General features: G+C 71.4%; 17 protein-coding genes. 4 read left to right on the forward strand and 13 right to left on the reverse strand.

The window, feature by feature from the left end:
- The 8 genes from QC180_RS27260 to QC180_RS27295 form a co-directional block, all read right to left on the reverse strand.
- Positions 1–2,346 (reverse strand): ATP-binding protein, encoded by a 2,346-nt coding sequence (locus tag QC180_RS27260; RefSeq protein ID WP_278265698.1) that lies wholly within the window; start codon positions 2,344–2,346, stop codon positions 1–3.
- Between the two features lie 200 nt (positions 2,347–2,546).
- Positions 2,547–2,954, reverse strand: a complete 408-nt coding sequence (locus QC180_RS27265; protein WP_278265699.1) for a DUF779 domain-containing protein — start codon at positions 2,952–2,954, stop codon at positions 2,547–2,549.
- Positions 2,954–4,441: an aldehyde dehydrogenase family protein gene (locus tag QC180_RS27270; protein WP_278265700.1), complete on the reverse strand. Its 1,488-nt coding sequence runs from the start codon at positions 4,439–4,441 to the stop codon at positions 2,954–2,956. Before QC180_RS27270 ends, QC180_RS27265 begins: the two co-directional genes overlap by 1 nt.
- An 87-nt stretch (positions 4,442–4,528) precedes the next feature.
- The gene (locus QC180_RS27275; protein WP_347567360.1) at positions 4,529–5,776 is read right to left on the reverse strand and encodes a transcriptional regulator; all 1,248 of its coding nucleotides are present in this window, start codon (positions 5,774–5,776) and stop codon (positions 4,529–4,531) included.
- 152 nt (positions 5,777–5,928) lie between these two features.
- Positions 5,929–6,249 carry a hypothetical protein gene (locus QC180_RS27280; RefSeq protein WP_278265702.1) on the reverse strand — a complete coding sequence of 107 codons (321 nt, stop codon included), beginning with the start codon at positions 6,247–6,249 and terminating at the stop codon, positions 5,929–5,931.
- A 67-nt stretch (positions 6,250–6,316) separates the two neighbouring features.
- The gene (locus QC180_RS27285; protein ID WP_278265703.1) at positions 6,317–7,471 is read right to left on the reverse strand and encodes an alkaline phosphatase family protein; all 1,155 of its coding nucleotides are present in this window, start codon (positions 7,469–7,471) and stop codon (positions 6,317–6,319) included.
- A complete protein-coding gene (locus QC180_RS27290; protein WP_278265704.1) occupies positions 7,468–7,785 on the reverse strand; it encodes a nuclear transport factor 2 family protein in 318 nt (105 codons plus the stop codon). The genes QC180_RS27285 and QC180_RS27290 overlap by 4 nt, the downstream gene beginning before the upstream one ends.
- A gap of 96 nt (positions 7,786–7,881) precedes the next feature.
- Complete coding sequence (locus QC180_RS27295) at positions 7,882–8,505, reverse strand: TetR/AcrR family transcriptional regulator (RefSeq protein WP_278265705.1); 624 nt, start codon at positions 8,503–8,505, stop codon at positions 7,882–7,884.
- Between the two features lie 114 nt (positions 8,506–8,619).
- Between QC180_RS27295 and QC180_RS27300 the strand changes: the two genes are divergently transcribed.
- Complete coding sequence (locus tag QC180_RS27300) at positions 8,620–9,678, forward strand: NAD-dependent epimerase/dehydratase family protein (protein ID WP_278265706.1); 1,059 nt, start codon at positions 8,620–8,622, stop codon at positions 9,676–9,678.
- 6 nt (positions 9,679–9,684) lie between these two features.
- Here QC180_RS27300 and QC180_RS27305 read toward each other — a convergent pair whose 3' ends face one another.
- The 4 genes from QC180_RS27305 to QC180_RS27320 all read right to left on the reverse strand — a co-directional run bounded on the left by QC180_RS27305 (position 9,685) and on the right by QC180_RS27320 (position 13,138).
- Positions 9,685–11,211, reverse strand: a complete 1,527-nt coding sequence (locus tag QC180_RS27305; RefSeq protein WP_278265707.1) for a polyamine aminopropyltransferase — start codon at positions 11,209–11,211, stop codon at positions 9,685–9,687.
- Complete coding sequence (locus QC180_RS27310) at positions 11,211–11,636, reverse strand: DUF350 domain-containing protein (RefSeq protein WP_278265708.1); 426 nt, start codon at positions 11,634–11,636, stop codon at positions 11,211–11,213. The genes QC180_RS27305 and QC180_RS27310 overlap by 1 nt, the downstream gene beginning before the upstream one ends.
- 13 nt (positions 11,637–11,649) lie before the next feature.
- The gene (locus tag QC180_RS27315; protein ID WP_278265709.1) at positions 11,650–12,087 is read right to left on the reverse strand and encodes a DUF4247 domain-containing protein; all 438 of its coding nucleotides are present in this window, start codon (positions 12,085–12,087) and stop codon (positions 11,650–11,652) included.
- Between the two features lie 121 nt (positions 12,088–12,208).
- Complete coding sequence (locus QC180_RS27320; protein WP_278265710.1) at positions 12,209–13,138, reverse strand: LysR family transcriptional regulator; 930 nt, start codon at positions 13,136–13,138, stop codon at positions 12,209–12,211.
- Between the two features lie 97 nt (positions 13,139–13,235).
- On the opposite strand from QC180_RS27320, the gene QC180_RS27325 reads away from it, so the two are divergent.
- From QC180_RS27325 to QC180_RS27335, 3 genes are read left to right on the forward strand one after another with little or no spacing between them, the layout of a single operon-like run.
- The gene (locus tag QC180_RS27325; RefSeq protein WP_278265711.1) at positions 13,236–14,156 is read left to right on the forward strand and encodes a zinc-binding dehydrogenase; all 921 of its coding nucleotides are present in this window, start codon (positions 13,236–13,238) and stop codon (positions 14,154–14,156) included.
- On the forward strand, positions 14,153–15,115 hold the full coding sequence (locus QC180_RS27330) for an alpha/beta hydrolase family protein (RefSeq protein ID WP_278265712.1): 963 nt from the start codon (positions 14,153–14,155) through the stop codon (positions 15,113–15,115). Before QC180_RS27325 ends, QC180_RS27330 begins: the two co-directional genes overlap by 4 nt.
- The gene (locus QC180_RS27335; RefSeq protein WP_278265713.1) at positions 15,112–15,855 is read left to right on the forward strand and encodes an SDR family NAD(P)-dependent oxidoreductase; all 744 of its coding nucleotides are present in this window, start codon (positions 15,112–15,114) and stop codon (positions 15,853–15,855) included. Before QC180_RS27330 ends, QC180_RS27335 begins: the two co-directional genes overlap by 4 nt.
- Positions 15,856–15,879: 24 nt before the next feature.
- Here the strand turns inward: QC180_RS27335 and QC180_RS27340 are convergent, their stop codons facing one another.
- Positions 15,880–16,464 (reverse strand): class I SAM-dependent methyltransferase, encoded by a 585-nt coding sequence (locus tag QC180_RS27340; RefSeq protein WP_278265714.1) that lies wholly within the window; start codon positions 16,462–16,464, stop codon positions 15,880–15,882.
- Positions 16,465–16,503 lie beyond the last annotated feature (39 nt).

The raw sequence follows: 16,503 nt of genomic DNA on the forward strand, positions 1-16,503 counted from the left end.
TCAGCCTTCCTGTTCGTCCTGATTCGATTCCGTCAGGGGTTTACGGCCCTGACGGGTGCCGTTCTCGATCGCCGACATGATGTCGCGCGCCTGTTCGGCCGATCGCGGCCGCTCCGGCGCCCGGGGCGCCTCGGCGGCGGGCTCGGTGAGTTCGGGGGCGATATTGGCCTGCCGGTGCCGACGCGGCAGCGCGGGCCGCTCGTCACCGGGATGCTGCTGCGCGGCGGGCACTTCCGGGGCGGGCGCCACCGGGCGCGGCGGCGCGGGCGGATCGGCGACCAGCGTCGCCACCGGGGCGGGCGCCTGCTCGATGGCCGCCACCACCGGCGCGGGTGCCTGCTCCGGGGCGGGCGGCAGACCACGGCGCAGCGGGCCGGTCATCGCGGGCGGCAGGGTCGACGGGTCGGCCTCCCCGGCCAGCAGCTGCTGCGGGATGAGCACGATGGCGCGGATGCCGCCGTAGTCGGATTCGCTGAGCCGCACCGAGACCCCGTGCGCGGTGGACAGCCGCGCGACCACGAACAGGCCCAGACGCGAGTCCGAGGACAGTGTGCCGACGCCGAAGTCCGGCGGATCGGCCAGCATGTCGTTGTAGCGGGCCAGGTCCTCGGCGCTCATGCCCATGCCCTGGTCGGTGATCTCGATGACCACGCCCTTGCCGACGATATTGCCGCCTGCCTCCACCCGCGACTGCGGCGGGGAGAACGCGGTGGCGTTGTCGACCAGCTCGGCCAGCAGGTGCACCAGGTCGGCGACGACGGTGCCGACGACGTTCACCTCCGGCAGCTTGGTGACCCGCACGCGCGCGTAGTCGAGGGTCTCGCCGATGGCCGAGCGCACCACGTCCATCACCGGAATCGGGTTGCGCCACTGGCGACCCGGACGGCCACCGCCCAGGATGATCAGGTTCTCGGCGTTGCGGCGTTCGCGGGTGGCCAGGTGGTCGAGCCGGAACAGGGTCTCGAGCAGCGCCGGGTCCTCCTGGCGCCGTTCGGCCTCGTCGAGGATCTCGAGCTGGCGGTGCACCACGATCTGGCTGCGGTGGGCGATGTTGAGGAACACCGCGCGCACGCCCTCACGGGTGCGGGCCTCGTCGACGGCGGCACCGAGCGCGGCCGAGGCGGCGTGCTCGAAGGCTTTGGCCACCTGACCGATCTCGTCGTGGCCGAAGTCCAGCGTGGGGGTGGTCTCGGCGGCGTCGATGTCGCCGCCCTCGCGCAGGGTGCGCATGGTGGCGGGCAGCTGTTCGTCGGCCAGCGCCAGGGTTTCGGTGCGCAGCCTGCGCAGGCGACGGATGATCCGGTTGGCCAGGATCACCGCGATCAGGAACACCAGCACGGTCAGCGCGAGCACGCCGCCACCGGCGAGCGCGGCGTTGACCTCGGCGCGGCGCGCGGTGTCCTGGGCCAGCCGCTGCACTTCGCGGTTGTGGCCGGAGTAGGCGTCGAGCAGCCCGCGGTTGACTTCGGCCGCCGCGGTCTGCCATTCGGCGGTGGTGAAGGGCAGCGGGGCGAGGGTGGGCTGCTTGGCACCGGCGGCGGTGGCGGCGGCGAGCGCGGCGTAGCGCTGGGCGACCGCGTTCTCCATCTCGCCGAGCTGCTGCCAGGCCGACGAGGAGGTCAGCGCGGCCAGCGCGGTGCGCTGGGCCTCGGTGAGTTCGGCGGTGATGTTGGCGACTTCGTTGTGGTAGAAGCCGCTCTGTCGGGTGAACTCCTCGAGCGGGATGCCCGCCGCGCCCTCGGTGGACACCAGCGACAGGGCCAGCGCGTTGCTGCGCGACATCGACTCCGTGGCGTTGAGCACGCGCAGACCCTCGGCCACACCGGAGGCGACCACGGCGTCGGGCGCCGCGCGCTCGGCGACCTTGGTGCCCTGGGTGAACACGTCGAGCAGTCGGTTGTAGAAGGTGTAGGCGTCAGCCGGGGGCAGCATGCGGGCGTCGGCGCCGCCGCGGACCCCGCTCAGATGCGTGCCGAGGGTGGCGAAACCGCCCTTGTCGTCACCGATCTCGGAATCGTCGACCTCGCGGATGCCCTCGGAGATGTCGATGAGCGCCTTGAAGGCGGCGTCGAGACGGGCACGGGCGGGCGGGAGCGCGGTGGCCGCGGTCTCGTCACCGGCGAGATGTGCCAGGGTGAGCTGGCGTTCGGACTGCACCGATTCGATCAGCTCGCGGGTGAAGGGTCCCGCGGCTTCCATCTCCGAGGCCCAGGTCTTGGCCTTGTTGCTCTCTTCGACGAGATAGCCCGCCGTACCGACGCCGACCACCACCAGGGTGAGACTGGGTACAAGAGCGATCGCCAGAATCCGGGTGCGAACACCGAGTTTCGCTAAGAACATCGCCATAACGTAACGGAATCGTTGCAGATTTGTCGTGCGTGTCTCGCTGAGCGGGATGTGATTTGGATTGCGGCGGAACGATTTTGCTATGCGGGGAAGCGGCGAGCGCGCCCCGCCGGCTGAGCCTCGATGGCCCAGTCGGCGGGGGCTCGCCGTGGCCTGGCGGTACCGGGAAGATCCCGCCAGGTCAGGTCGATGGGGCGCCGCTACAGCGTGCGGTCGGCGCCCGTGCGTGGGGGCGGTCCGGCGGCCAGCGCCGCGTTCTCCGCGTCGGTGAGTCTGCGGGCGCGCAGCACGAATCGCATACCCGCTCCGGCTTCGAGGGATTCGGCGCCCGCCTGGCCACGCACCGCGTCCACGGTGAGGTGGGTGCCCTTCCAGCATTCGTATTGCTCGGGGCTGATCCAGAATTCGGTGTGCCAGCTCAGGCGGCCGAGCAGCACGTCGTCCTTCTCGATCCGGAACTGTTTGGCCGATAGGCACACCGGGGTGAGATTGTCGTCGCGGCATTCACCCGCCTGACGGAACAGCACGGGACCGTTGTCCTCGATGAGCCGTCGGAGCAGGGTCTGGGCGCGTTCGGTGATCTCCACACGGTGTATCCGGTTCTGCATCAGAACATCCCGAGTTTCGTCGTCGAATAACTCACCAGCAGGTTCTTGGTCTGCTGGTAGTGGCCGAGGGTGCGAGCGTGGTGCTGTCCGGCGGCGTGCGCCGGGTGGGCGTGCGAACAGTTCGTCCAGATCTGGGTCGCGTCCAGGCCCTGGGCGAGTCGGTGGGCGGTGGTGATGTCGCGGGTCCATACCCCCGCACCGAGGCCGTGGTGGGTGTCGTTGGCGAGGCGGACCGCCTGCTCGGCCGTGTCGAAGCGGGTCACCGCGACGACCGGTCCGAGGATCTCCTCCTGGAAGATCCGCATCGTGTTCTCACCCTCGAAGACGGTGGGTTCGATGTAGTACCCACCGGGCAGTCCGTCGACCTTGCGTGCTTCCCCTCCAGTCAGCACGCGGGCGCCTTCGGCTCTGCCGATGTCCAGATAGGACAGGATCTTCTCGTACTGATCATTGCCTGCCTGCGCGCCGATCATCGTCTCGGTGTCGAGCGGATGACCGGACACGACGGCCTCGGTGCGGGCGATGCAGCGGGCGAGGAACTCGTCGTAGATCGAGGAGTGGATCAGCGCGCGTGACGGGCACGTGCACACCTCGCCCTGGTTCAGGGCGAACATCACGAAACCTTCGACGGCCTTGTCGAGATAGTCGTCGTCGGCGGCCATGACGTCGGGCAGGAAGATGTTGGGGCTCTTGCCCTCGAGCTCGAGCGACACCGGGACCAGGTTCGCCCCGGCCTCACGCAGGATCGACCGCGCGGTGGCCGTGTCACCGGTGAAGGCGATCTTGGCCACCCCGGGATGACGCGCCAGCGGGGTGCCCGCCTCGGCGCCGAAGCCGTTGACCACGTTGAGTACGCCCGGCGGCAGCAGATCGGCGACGAGTTCCACGATCAGCAGCAGCGAGGCGGGGGTCTGCTCGGCCGGTTTGACGACCACGCAGTTGCCCGCCGCCAGCGCGGGCGCCAGTTTCCCGGCGGCCAGCAGCAGCGGCGAGGTCCACGGCAGAATCAGCCCGACGACGCCGAGCGGTTCGGGGAAGTGATAGGCGACGGTGTCGGCGTCGATCGGCGAGATCCCGCCCTCCTGGGCGCGCAGCAGCCCGGCGTAGGCGCGGAACTGGTCGACGGCCAACGGCAGGTCCACGGTGAGTGTCTCGCGGACGGGTTTGCCGTTGTCCCAGGTCTCGGCCACGGCCAGCGGTTCGATGCTGTTCTCGAGCCGGTCGGCGATCGTGAGCAGGATGTCGGACCGTTCGGCGACCGAGGTGGCGGCCCACTGCGTGCTGGCCCGGTGCGCGGCCTGGACCGCACGGTCGATGTCGGCGGCGGAGGAGCGGGCGACGGCGCAGAAGATCTCCCCGTCCACCGGGGAGGTGTTGTCGAAGTACCGGCCTTCGACGGGGGACAGCCACTCGCCCCCGATGAAGTTGTCGTATCGGGCGGCATAGCTGACTATGCCGGTGTCCGATCCGGGCTTGCCGTAGATCATGCGCCTCGCTCCTCGCGACCTGTGCGTGGTGGCTCACACTATGGTCGGCGAAGGTTGGTACGAGGTTGGTGACGGTATCCGCGCAGGTCAGGACTGGCGCGCGGTGTAGAGCCGGGCGGTGACGACGGCCCGGCGCACGTCGTCGCGCGGCAGCAGGCGCAGGGCGTGTTCGTGGATGGCGATGTCGCCGGGGCAGCGCTGACCGAAGGCCACCGCGTGCTCGGGCCGATCGCTGGTGAGTACCGCGTTGCGGATGCCGACGTCGAGATGTGCGCGCCACTGCTCCACGCCGGGCAGGTCCGAGCCGGGCAGCAGCGGCCCGCGATAGAGCCACAGCGCCGAGGTGAGGTCGCCGCCCTCGATGGCGGCGAGCAGATCGACCGCGTCGCAAGAGATCGCGCCGGTGAGCATGTAGCGCCGGTTGGCGATCTCGCCGCGCGTGGCCCGGCGCAGATGCGAGACATCGGCTTTGAGGGTGTTGAGCGACACCCCGCGGTCGCCGTACACCGCCGCGTGTAGCTGTTCGGGCGTGTAACCCTCGGGCTCGAGGGCCAGCAGCGCCAGGATCTCGAGCTGACGTGGCGGCAACGGAACCGGACGCCCGTCGCGCAACAGCCGTGCGGCACCGAGACATTCGAGTCGCACGCCCGGCGCGGGCGCGGGCGCCTCGGCGCGCAGCATGGTCTCCACGGCGGTGACCAGGGCGCGCACCGAGGTCATCACCATCGGATGCGAGCGCTCCCAGGTAGACGACAGATCCAGCACGCCCACCTGCCGACCGTCGGGTCCGTGGATGGGCGCGGAATAGCAGACCCAGCCGTGCAGGGCGGCGACGAGGTGTTCGGCGGAGAACACGGTGACGGCCTTGTCGTCGTGCAGCGCCAGCGACAGGCCGTTGGTGCCCATGTGGCTCTCGTCCCACACCCCGCCCGGCGCGAAGTTCACCTTCTCGCCCTGGCGGCGCAGCATGCGGTCACCCGCGGTCCACAGGATGGTGCCCGATTCGTCGCTGACCACCGCGAGATAGCCGGATTCCTCGGCCATGCCGCGCAATTGGCCCGCCAGCTCGGTGACCGGCCTGCGCAGCGGCGACTCCGACCAGCGGTCGCTGATGTCGTTGAAGCCGGGAGCGACGGTCTGGCCGGGGTCGACGGTGTGCAGGGAGCGCTGCCAGGACTGGGCGACCTCGGTGCGCACCGGGCCGGTGTCGCGGGGCAGCCGCATCGGCCGCGAGGGCGCCGCGAGCCGGTTCCACTGCTTCTCCAGGGCGCCACGGTAATCCGAGAGCCGGTCGGGCCGGGACGGTCCCGCGATCGGGTCGTCGTGTGCGCCCACGTTCACTCCCTGCTCGTCGGTGACGCACCGGTCCCGCGGCGAGAACCGGTGTGGCGCTTCCTGTTTATCAGGTGCGTCACTGCCACGCACGCCGTTTGCGGGAGGTCGTCCGGTACCCGCTGGCGGCGGTGTCGCGGCGCCTCGACAGCGGCCTACTTGTTGAGGAACAGCCCGGCGATGTCGGCGTTCTTGATCGGGGTGTCGACATTGCGCTGACCCGCGCACAGCAGGTCGACCTGCACGATCATCGAGTCGACGATCGTGCCCGCCGGTTCGTTGTCGGTGCCGTTGCGTTCCTTGATGGCCTTGGTGATGGTGATCCGCTTGGTGTCGGCGTCCTGGTTGACGTAGTCGCGGCAACTGGTCTCGCCGCCCTGGTTGAGCACGCGCTCCACCTCGGCGCACCCGCCGGTCAGGGCGGCCAGCACCGCCACGCCCACCGCGACGGCCCCGGTTCGGGTGTTGGCGTGCATGGTTCCTCCTGAGGGGTCCGCCGTGCGCTCGTGCGCACCGAGTCGGCTACAGCCTAAGTGGCGGGTCTCAGGTGCGGTGGATTCGCAGCGGAACCAGTACTTCCTCGGGGGTCAGCGAGCCGTGGTGACCGATCATGAGCGTCTGGATCGGCTCGGTGGCCGAACGGATGACGCCCGCGTCGCCGGTGGACAGGACGACCAGGTCGCCGATCCGGGCGGCCGCGTCCGCGCTGACGATCGGCCCGAACCAGCCCGCGTCGATCGCCTCGGCGCGGGTGCGCACGACGAACCGGTCGCCGAGCACGCCGCGCCAGGTGTCGAGCACCCGGTCCAGCGCGCCCGGTTCGGTGTAGACGTGCCGGGCGCGGGGTTCACCGCCCAGGGCGACGACGTCGTCGGACAGGTGCGGGTGGGTGGCGAAGTCGATGCGGTCGACGAGTTCGACCATCCCGTGGTCGGCGGTGACGATCAGCGCCGAGCGCGGCGGGAGCACGGCCGCGAGCTCGGCGGCGATGCGGTCGACATTGGCCAGCTCGAAGCGCCAGGCCCGCGAGGCCGGACCGCGGGCGTGGCCGGTGCTGTCCAGATCCGCGTGATAGGTGTAGACCAGCGTCTTGGGCGCGGAGGTGAGGGCCTGGGCGACCCCGTCGACCAGATCGCCCACCGAGAACGCGGCCCGGAAACCGCCACCGCGCCAGCCCGCCTTGGTCAGCCCCGAGCCTTCCTGGTACCCGGGCGCCACCTGGACCGCGGCGATGCCCGCCGCGCTCGCGCGCTCGAAGACGGTGGGACACGGCTGGATTCGTTCCGGCGGGAACGCGGTCATCGCGTCGACCTTCGGCCCATCGCCCACGAGCTGCCAGCGCAGCATGTTGAACAGTCGTTCCTCGCCGGGCAGCCGCACCTGGTAGCCGACCACGCCGTGCTCGCCGGGTGGGACACCGGCGCCGAGTGTGGTCAGGCTGGTGGCGGTGGTGCTCGGGAAGCCGGTGGTCAGGGTGGCTTCGGGCAGGCTCGACAGGAACGGCGCGGCGGCGGCTTCGGCGGCCAGTGCCCTCGCGCCCAGGCCGTCGACGAGCAGTACGCACACCCGGTCGACATCGAGGTCGAGCCCGACCCGGTCGGTCTCGCCGGGCGCGCCGAGGCAGGCCAGCACCGAGGGGAGGAGATCGGCGAGGGAGCCCTCGCCGTAACGCGGAATCAGAAGGTGTTCGTCGGTCACGCCTGCCCGGTTTCGAATCGGCTGATCAGCCCGTCCCGTAGGACGAACCGCCAGGTGGTACGCATCGATCCCCACCGGCTGTTGGTGTAGTCGGCGGTCAGCGCCAGGCCGTCGTCGTCGACCGATTCGACGACGAGATGCCCGTTGGCGCTGAAGATCTCGGCTTCGGTCCACTGTGCCAGATTGCGTTCGACCCCGTCGTCGGACATGGTCGCGTCCTCGGTCAGCACACCGTAGAACCGGTCGGTGTCCTGCGTGTTGAGCGCGTCGACGAACGCCTCGACCACCGGGTCGAGTTTCGCGGTGCCAGTCATTCCGGCCTCCTGGTCGAGTCGAAAACGCATCGGCGGAGCAGTGCTACCCACTCTAGGGGAGCGACCAGGCCGGATGACGGGAATGACGGCGGCGCGTCAGGACTGGGTGGGCGGTGCCGCGACCAGGGCGGTGAACCCCCGCATGATCGCCTCGACCAGGTCGGGGGTGCGGGCGCCGAGCTGGGCGCTGCGGTTGTCCAGGTGGCCGTCGAGCCACAGCGAGGCCAAGCCGTGCGCGAGCCCCCACCAGGTGATGGCGAGGGTTTCGGCGCGGTCGGCGGGCAGCACGCCCGCGGCCACGCCCTCGGTGACGGTGTCGGCCAGGATCTCGAAGGCCGCGTCCCCGGCGGCGTGCGCGTCGGGGTGTTTCTCCGGCTGGGAGAGTTCGGGCCGGAACATCAGCCGGAACTGGGCGGGGTGTTCGCGGGAGAAACGGACGTACCCGTCGGCCAGTGCCGTCAGCGCGTCGAGCGGTGAGGTGGACCGCGCCTTGGCCGCGGCGAGGTCGGCGGCCAGCTGCTGGAAACCGTCGACCGACAGCGCCGAGAGCAGCGCGGCACGGTCGGCGAAGTGGTGATAGGGCGCGCCGCTGCTGACCCCGGCCTCCCTGGCCACCCGGCGCAGACTCACCGCCGCCAGCCCCTCGGTCTCGATCAGGCGCAGGCAGGCGTCCATCAGCGTGGCCCGCAGGTCGCCGTGGTGGTACTTGGTGCGCTTCACGCTGCGAGCGTAGGCGAGAGCCCGGACGGAACCGGCACTGGACAGGAAATCTATGCGGTGCTTAGATTATTTGAGCACCGCTCAGATCGACGGTTTCCACGAAGGGTGAACACCATGACCACACGGGTACTCGTCACCGGCGCGACGGGTTTCGTCGCCGGGCACGTCATCGCCGAACTGCTCGAGCACGGCTACGCCGTGCGGGGGACCGTGCGCGATCTCGCCGCGCACGCCAGCCGCGCCCACCTCACCGAGCTCGCCCGGCGTACCGGCGGCGAGCTGGATTTCGCCGCCGCCTCGCTCGACGACGACGCGGGCTGGGTCGAGGCGGTGATCGGCTGCGACACCGTCTTCCACGTCGCCTCGCCGTTCCCGTCCGCACCGCCCGCCCACGAACGCGACCTGATCGAACCGGCGGTCGAGGGCACCGTGCGGGTGCTGCGCGCCGCGGCCCAGGCGGGGGTGCGCCGGGTGGTGCTCACCTCGTCGGTGGCCGCCGTCGCCTACGGTCACGAGGTCGACGCCGTCCGCACCGAGCGGGACTGGACGGTCCTGGACCGGGCGGCCGCGTATCAGAAGAGCAAGACCCTGGCCGAACGCGCGGCCTGGGACTTCGTCGAATCACACCGTGGGGCACCGCAACTGGTGGTGCTCAACCCGGGCATGATCCTGGGCCCGTTGCTCGAGGCCAGGACCAGCACCTCGCACGTGCCGGTGCAGCGGTTGTTGGCGCGGGCGGTGCCGGGATCGGTACGTACCGGCTGGAGCCCCGTCGACGTCCGCGATCTGGCGGTGGCGCAGCGCCTGGCGATGGAAGTGCCCGCCGCCGAGGGCAATCGCTACATCTGCGCGGGTGAGCCGCTGTGGATGGGAGACCTCGCGAAGTTGCTGGCCCGCGACTACGCCGAGCAGGGTTTCCGGGTGCCGACCAGGGTGCTGCCCGATGTGCTGATCCGCGTGGTCGCGCTGTTCGACAAGAGCGTCCGGCTGACGCTGCCCACCCTGGGCCGCACCGAATGCGTCAGCGCCGACAAGGCCCGCCGCGAACTGGGCTGGACGATGCGCCCGATCGAGCAGACCGTCCGCGACACCGCCGACAGCCTGATCGCGTTCGGGATCGTCACGGCTCCCGGTGCACGCGCCGCCGGAAAGACGGCCGCGGCGGCCCGCTGACCGGCGTCAGCGCCATTCCTGGCGTTGCAGATCCAGGATCACCGGGCGCACGAGGGTCGAGACCTCGGGGTCGACGGCGCGCCGGTCGGGGGCGAAAACGGTGGCCGCGGCCAGGGTGCTGTCGTCGAGGGAACGCAGCGGGCCGGGGGTGCGCAGGTCGGGTACCGGGGTGTCGGTGGCGGCGAGCACGAATCCCCAGTCGCCGAAGCTGGGCACGTCGATGTGATAGGGGGTGGTGCGCAATCCCGCCGCGCGCACGGTGGCGTCGATGGTCCAGAACGAGCGTGGCGCGAAGAAGGGTGAGCCGGACTGCACCACCATCCGCCCGCCGGGCGCGAGCACGTGCGCGGCCATCGCGTAGAACTCCTGGGAGTACAGCTTGGCGACGGAGGTCTGGTCCGGGTCGGGCAGGTCGACGATCACGGCGTCGAAAAGCCCTGGCGTGCCGCGCAACCAGGAGAACGCGTCGGCGGTGACCACCCGTACCCGGGGATCGTCGAAGGAGCGCTCGTTGAGCGAGGTCAGCCGGGTGTCGGTGCGGGCGAGGTCGATCATCGCCGGGTCGAGCTCGACCAGCGTCACCGCTTCGATCTCGGGGTAGCGCAGGATCTCGCGCAGGGCGAGCCCGTCCCCGCCACCGAGCACCAGCACCGAACGGCGGTTCCCCGCGAGCACAGGATGCACCAGGGCCTCGTGATAGCGGTACTCGTCCACCGAGGAGAACTGCAGGCCGCCGTTGAGGAACAGCCGGGTGTCGGTGGTGCCGAAGGGAGAGAACGACTCGGTGAGCACGATCTGCTGATACGGCGTGCGGGCCTGCCAGACGATCGGATGCGCGAACAGCGCCTGCTGCGCGGTCGCCTCGAACCGGTCGGCGTAGAGGTAGGCGCCGGTGAGGCCGCTCGCGACCACCAGGGTGGCGGCGACCAGACCGTGCCGCGCGGGGCGGCTCATCCGGTCGCGGAAGAACACGAACGCCAACGCCAGGCCCGCGATCGCGTTCACCACACCGACCACCAGGCTGCCGCGGATCTGGCCGAACACCGGCAGCAGCAGGAACGGGAAGGCCAGCCCGCCCAGCAGCGCGCCGACGTAGTCCGCGGCGAACAGATCCGCCACGGCACTGCTGGCCTCCTGCTTGCGGATCTGCTGCAACAGCTCCATGAGCAGCGGGATCTCGGCGCCGACCAGCATGCCGATCACCGCCGCCGCCAGGATCAGGGTGGCGGTGTAGACATTGAGCCAGGCGAAACTGGCGTAGAGCGCGGCGACCGAGAGCCCGCCGATCACCGCCAACGCCAACTCCACCGCGACGAACGCGGCGGCGGCGCAGCGGCGCAACGGTTTCGCCGCCAGCGCGCCGACACCCATCGCGCACACCATCACGCTCAGCGTGATCGAGGCCTGCGCGGCGGTGTCGCCGATCAGGTAGCTGCCCAGCGTCACCAGCGACAGCTCGTACACCAGACCGCAGGCGGCGCAGACGAACACCGTCGCCAGCAGTGCCGCCCTGGCCAGGCGATGCCGGGGCATCAGGTCAGGCCCGCGGCCACCACCAGCGCGACCGCGACGTGCGCCGAGGCCGTCACCCACACCGCCGGATGCGGTTCCGGATCGGCGACCACGGCCCGGAAGTCACCCGGGGTGAGCGCGTCGAGCAGGACGAACGCCACCGCCATCGCGGCCAGGCCGATCACGCCGTAGAGGGCGCTGGCCAGCAGCGCCTGCGCGATCCGGCCCTCGGAGGTCCAGATGGCGGCGGCGACGATGATGCCGACGCCGAACAGGTTGGAGGCCAGCAGGATCGCGGCGTTGCGATTGCGTTCGAGCCAGATCTGGGCGCGCAGGTCACCGGGGGTGAGCAGGTCGACCAGACCGAAACCCACGGCCATCAACACGATTCCCACCGCGGAATAGGCGAGCGCGGCGCCCGCGTCCGCCGCCAGGTCGGCGAGCATGAGTGTTCTCCTTCTACTTGCCGCCGGAATCGCTACCGCCACCGCGGTAGTCGCCCGCGGCCGAACCGCTGGTCCAGCTGTAGCTGTTGACGTGGGTGTGGTGCCTGCGGATGCCGTTGGCGAGGCTGTCGACCAGAATCAGCGAGCCACCGGCGTGCGGGGTCACCGCGATCAGGTCGTGCGCGAAGCGCAGATAGTGGTGGTCACCGGTGTTGCGCCGGTCGCGCGGGTCGGTGGCCTTCGCGATGGCGGCGGCCACGGCCGCCGGTGTCCCGGTGGTGGTGAAGGCGATGCCGTCGTTGGCCTGGTCGAGTGTGCGCGCCCGCTGGTACTTCTCGGCCACGAACTCGCGCGGGTCCTCGGACCCGGTGACCAGCACCACCACCGAGGCCGTGACGATCACCGCGACCGTCGCCAGAATCCCCGCCACGATCCAGCGCGTCCGGTTCACCGCGCCACCCCGATCCCGCTGTGCCGCACGGCAGTCGGCGTTGTACTGATGAGAAACCCTCCCCGTCGAAATCCCGCCGGGACTCTATCACCCGGTCCCGGGGAACCGGACATACCGGATGTCAGGGCAGGTGTTCGGACGGCAGCCAGTCGCGGGCGGGGTCGTATTCGAGCCAGCGGCGGGCGCCCGCGAGCCGGACCAAGGCGGCGAGCAACCCGGCCAGCGCGGGTGGTTCGGACCCGGACCGCCACAGCAGCGACCACGCGTAGAGCGGCGTCGGCTCGATCAGCGGCACCGCGCGCACACCGGGCACCTCGGGGAATCCGGCGTCGGCGGGGTGCACGAGGACCCCGCGCGGGTCGGATACCAGACCCGACAGCAGCGGCGCCGCACCGAGATTGGGCGCGGTGCGGTGTTCGGTGATGCCGAACCGCTCGGCGAAACGGGCCAGGAAGTCCAGGCGGTCGAGGGTGGCGGGGGTGTGCAGGACGCTGTCGCGCAGCTGGTCGGGCCGCAGCGCGGTCGCGGTGGCGAGCGGGTGGTCGGGGCCCAGCAGGACGTCGACGGGTTCCAGGCGGATCAGCCGGTGGGTCAGTCCGGCGGGGAGCGGCGGGTGGACGCGGCCGAACCCGGCGTCGATGTCGCCACGGGCCAGCGCGGCGGCGACCTCGGGCAGGTCGCGGCCGTGCCCGGGACGCAGGGCGGGCGCGTCCGGGTCGTCCGCGAGCGGGGCGAGGGTGCGCAGCGGCGCGTACAGGTGACCCCACACGTCCAGGCGCAGCGGCCGCCGTTCGGCGCGCAGGATCGACACGGCCCGGTCGGCGGCGGCGAGGGCCTCGCGCGCCGCGGGCAGGAAGCGGGCGCCGTCCTCGGTGAGCCGCGCGCCGTGGTGATCCCGGGCGAGTAGCCGGACACCGAGGTCGGCCTCGAGGCGCGCCACCCGTTTCGACACGGCCTGCTGGGTGATGCCCAGCGCCTCGGCCGCCCGCCCGAAGTGCCGTTGCTCGGCCGCGAGCACGAAGGCCCGGACGGTGGGCAGGTCGAGATCCACCCGATCACCCTAGCTGAGCACCGATGACAACCGACGGTTGTCATTGCGGCCGGGTGGTTGTTGGCCGGGCACGGCACCCGCGCGGTGTGCTCGGAGCATGCACCGATTGATCCCGACCGGCGATCCGGCCCGCCCGGTCACCTTCGCCGAGACCGCCCAACCCGATCCCCGCCCGGACGAGGCGCTGATCCGGGTGCAGGCCTTCGCCCCGAATCGCGGGGAGACCTTCCTGCTGGAACACCCCCGCCCCGACCTGTTGCCGGGCAAGGACATCGCCGGGCTGGTCGTCCAGGCGGCCGCCGACGGGTCGGGCCCGCCGATCGGCACCCGCGTGGTGGGACATCCGCCGCTGGGCGGCTGGGCGGAATACGCGGCGGTGCCGACACATTCGCTGGCGACCCTGCCCGACGAGCTCGACGCGGTGCGCGCGGCCGCGCTGCCACTGGCCGGGATCACCGCGCTGCGGCTGCTGCGGACGGCGCGGCCCGCGCCGGGGGAGCGGCTGCTGCTGACCGGGGCGTCCGGTGGGGTCGGGCACTACCTGACCGAACTGGCCGTGGCCGCGGGTGTCGACCTCACCGTCGTCACCGCGACGCCCGAGCGCGGGGAGCGGCTCGCGGCCCTGGGCGCGACGGTGATCCACGACCTCGCCCAGGCCACCGGCCCGTTCGACACGGTGCTCGAGTCCACCGGCGGTCCCGCCCTGGCGGCCTGCCTGGCGCACCTGCGCCCCGGCGGCACCCTCGTCTGGTTCGGGCAGGCCGGTCGCACACCGTCGACGCTGGACTTCTTCGGCTTCTTCGACGGCCCGGAGAACGCGACGATCCGCCACTTCCACTACGCGGGCGCACCCTACGACCGTGACCTGGCCACGCTGGTCCGGCTCGTCACCGACGGCAGGCTGCACCCGGAGATCGGCCGGGTCGCCGACTGGACGGAGACGGCGCAGGTGCTCGTCGACCTGCGCGAGCGGCGGGTCCGCGGCAAGGCCGTGCTGACGACGGGCGCGGTCCGATGAGCGCCGCGCTGATCGAGGCCATGGCGAGCCGGGCCCTCGGTGCCGGGATCGACCCGCACGAGTACCGACGGGCCTTCGCCGACCTGCGGACGGAGGCGGACTGGGCACCGCTGTGCGGGGCGGTCGCCACGCGGTACCGCGAGGCGCCCGCGGGCTCGACGGTGACACGCGGTGAAAACCTGCTGACGGCCGCGCGCTGGTCGCACCTGGCCGCCCTGCTCCCCGACGACCACCAGCATGCCCACGCCGCGGCCGCCGATGCCGCGGCCGAGAAAGGCTTCGCGCTACTGGAACCGGATTCCCGGCGGATCACCGGGCGTGAGTTCACCGGCCTGCTGCGCAATCCCGGCGGCACCACGACCGTGCTCGTGGTGCCCGGGCTGGATTCGAGCAAGGACGAGTTCCACCCGCTCGCCGACGCGCTCGTCCGCCGCGGCGCCGCGGTCTTCGCCCTGGACGGGCCAGGACAGGGCGCGCGGATCGCGAATTCGACGCTGTCGATGGACTATCCGTCGGTCATCGGCGCGGCCATCGACGCACTCGGCGTCGACCGGGTGGGCATCGTCGGGCTGAGCCTGGGCGGCTACTACGTCGCGGCCGCCGCCCTGCGCGATCCCCGGATCACCGTGGCCGCCACCGTCAGCGGTCCGACCCACCTGGACTGGGCGGCCCTGCCCGACCCGGTGCGTGCCCTGCTGGCCCGCCGCGCCGGATCACCCACGGCCGCGCGGACTTTCGCGGGCACCGTCGACCTCGGCACGGCCCGGGTGCCGTGTCCGCTGCTCGTGGTCGACGGGGACGAGGACCGGATTCCCGGCGTCACCGACGGCGAACCCCTCGCCCGGCACGCCGCCCAGGGCCGCTACCTGCGCGTACCCGGCGGCGACCACCTCATCGGCAACAACCACCCCGCCTGGCTCCCCGCCCTGGCCGACCACCTCACCGGAGAACACGCATGACCCGCTACACCGACAAGATCGCCCTCGTCACCGGCGGCACCAGCGGCATGGGACTCGCCACCGCCCGCCGTCTGCTGTCCGAGGGCGCGACGGTCGTCGTCACCGGACGCGATCAGGACCGTGTCACCGCCGCCGCCACCGACCTCGGCCCCCGCGCCCTCGGACTGGTCGCCGACACCGCCGACCGCACCGCCCTCGACTCCATGACCGCCACGATCGCCGATCGTTTCGGCAGGCTCGACTTGGTCTTCGCCAATGCCGGGATCGGGACCTTCGCGCCGTTCCCGGAGATCACCGAGGCCGATTTCGACCGGACCGTCGCGGTCAATTTCAAGGGCGTCTTCTTCACCGTCCAGTCGACCCTCCCGCTGCTCACCGACGGTGCCGCGATCGTCCTCAACGCCTCCTGGACCCTGCACCGCGCCGACGGCGCCCTCACCCTCTACGCCGCTACCAAGGCCGCCGTCCACAACCTCGCCCGCACCCTCGCCGCCGAACTCGGCCCGCGCGGCATCCGGGTGAACTCCATCAGCCCCGGCTACATCGACACCCCCATGTCCACCGCCGCCATGACTCCGGACTTCGCCACCGCGGCGGCGGGCCGGGTCGTCGCGGGGCGTTTCGGCCGTCCCGACGAGATCGCCGACCTCGTCGCCTTTCTCGGTTCCGCGGAAGCTTCCTACATCACTGGCCAGGACATCGTCATCGATGGCGGTCTGGTGAGCGCCTACGCGCAGTGACCCCGTAGTCGACCACCCGGCGGGTCACTGCGCCGGGTTTCGCCAGAGCAGGGTGTAGCGCCACAGCAGGCGGCGGCGCAGTTGGGCGTCGGGGAGGTGGGTGGCGGCGGCCTCGCGGATATCGGCGAGGGTGTCCTCGCCGTCGCGGATGGTCACCTCGGGGCCGCCCGCCTCGGCGCGGTGGCGGCGATCGGTGGCCCAGATCGCGGGCAGCAGGGGGAGATAGCCGATATCGGTGAGGGGACGCATCTTCCACAGTCCGACGACGGCGAGCACGCCGCCGGGCGCCACCAGCGCGCGCAGGGCGGCCATGCCCTCGGACAGGGGGACGTGGTGCAGGGTCGCCACCGCGGTGACCACGTCGAAGGTGTCGTCCACATCGCGGAAGTCGGCCTTCTCATAGTGCACGTTCGGCGCGGACGGAGCGGCGGCGAGCGCCTGACCGTCGAGGTCGACGCCGAGGACCGCGTCGCAGCGGGTGGCGAGCTTGCGCGCGAGCAGGCCGTCACCGCAGCCGATGTCGAGTGCCGTGCGGGCGTGGCCGGGTACCTGATCGAGGATCCAGGGATGGTAGTGGGTGTTGTGGTTCCAGTAGGGGTCCGTCGGCATGACCGGTCAACGGGCAACGCGCCCACGGGGTTCCGGTCC

The organism is Nocardia anocheti, assembly GCF_029675105.1.
Taxonomy (GTDB): Bacteria; Actinomycetota; Actinomycetes; order Mycobacteriales; family Mycobacteriaceae; genus Nocardia.

What these genes read in the sequence shown, in the direction of transcription:
- QC180_RS27260 (WP_278265698.1), bottom strand. Translation starts at nt 2,346, where the DNA reads ATGGCGATGTTCTTAGCGAAACTCGGTGTTCGCACCCGGATTCTGGCG.
- QC180_RS27265 (WP_278265699.1), bottom strand. Translation starts at nt 2,954, where the DNA reads ATGCAGAACCGGATACACCGTGTGGAGATCACCGAACGCGCCCAGACC.
- QC180_RS27270 (WP_278265700.1), bottom strand. Translation starts at nt 4,441, where the DNA reads ATGATCTACGGCAAGCCCGGATCGGACACCGGCATAGTCAGCTATGCC.
- QC180_RS27280 (WP_278265702.1), bottom strand. Translation starts at nt 6,249, where the DNA reads ATGCACGCCAACACCCGAACCGGGGCCGTCGCGGTGGGCGTGGCGGTG.
- QC180_RS27290 (WP_278265704.1), bottom strand. Translation starts at nt 7,785, where the DNA reads ATGACTGGCACCGCGAAACTCGACCCGGTGGTCGAGGCGTTCGTCGAC.
- QC180_RS27300 (WP_278265706.1), top strand. Translation starts at nt 8,620, where the DNA reads ATGACCACACGGGTACTCGTCACCGGCGCGACGGGTTTCGTCGCCGGG.
- QC180_RS27305 (WP_278265707.1), bottom strand. Translation starts at nt 11,211, where the DNA reads ATGCCCCGGCATCGCCTGGCCAGGGCGGCACTGCTGGCGACGGTGTTC.
- QC180_RS27310 (WP_278265708.1), bottom strand. Translation starts at nt 11,636, where the DNA reads ATGCTCGCCGACCTGGCGGCGGACGCGGGCGCCGCGCTCGCCTATTCC.
- QC180_RS27325 (WP_278265711.1), top strand. Translation starts at nt 13,236, where the DNA reads ATGCACCGATTGATCCCGACCGGCGATCCGGCCCGCCCGGTCACCTTC.
- QC180_RS27330 (WP_278265712.1), top strand. Translation starts at nt 14,153, where the DNA reads ATGAGCGCCGCGCTGATCGAGGCCATGGCGAGCCGGGCCCTCGGTGCC.
- QC180_RS27335 (WP_278265713.1), top strand. Translation starts at nt 15,112, where the DNA reads ATGACCCGCTACACCGACAAGATCGCCCTCGTCACCGGCGGCACCAGC.
- QC180_RS27340 (WP_278265714.1), bottom strand. Translation starts at nt 16,464, where the DNA reads ATGCCGACGGACCCCTACTGGAACCACAACACCCACTACCATCCCTGG.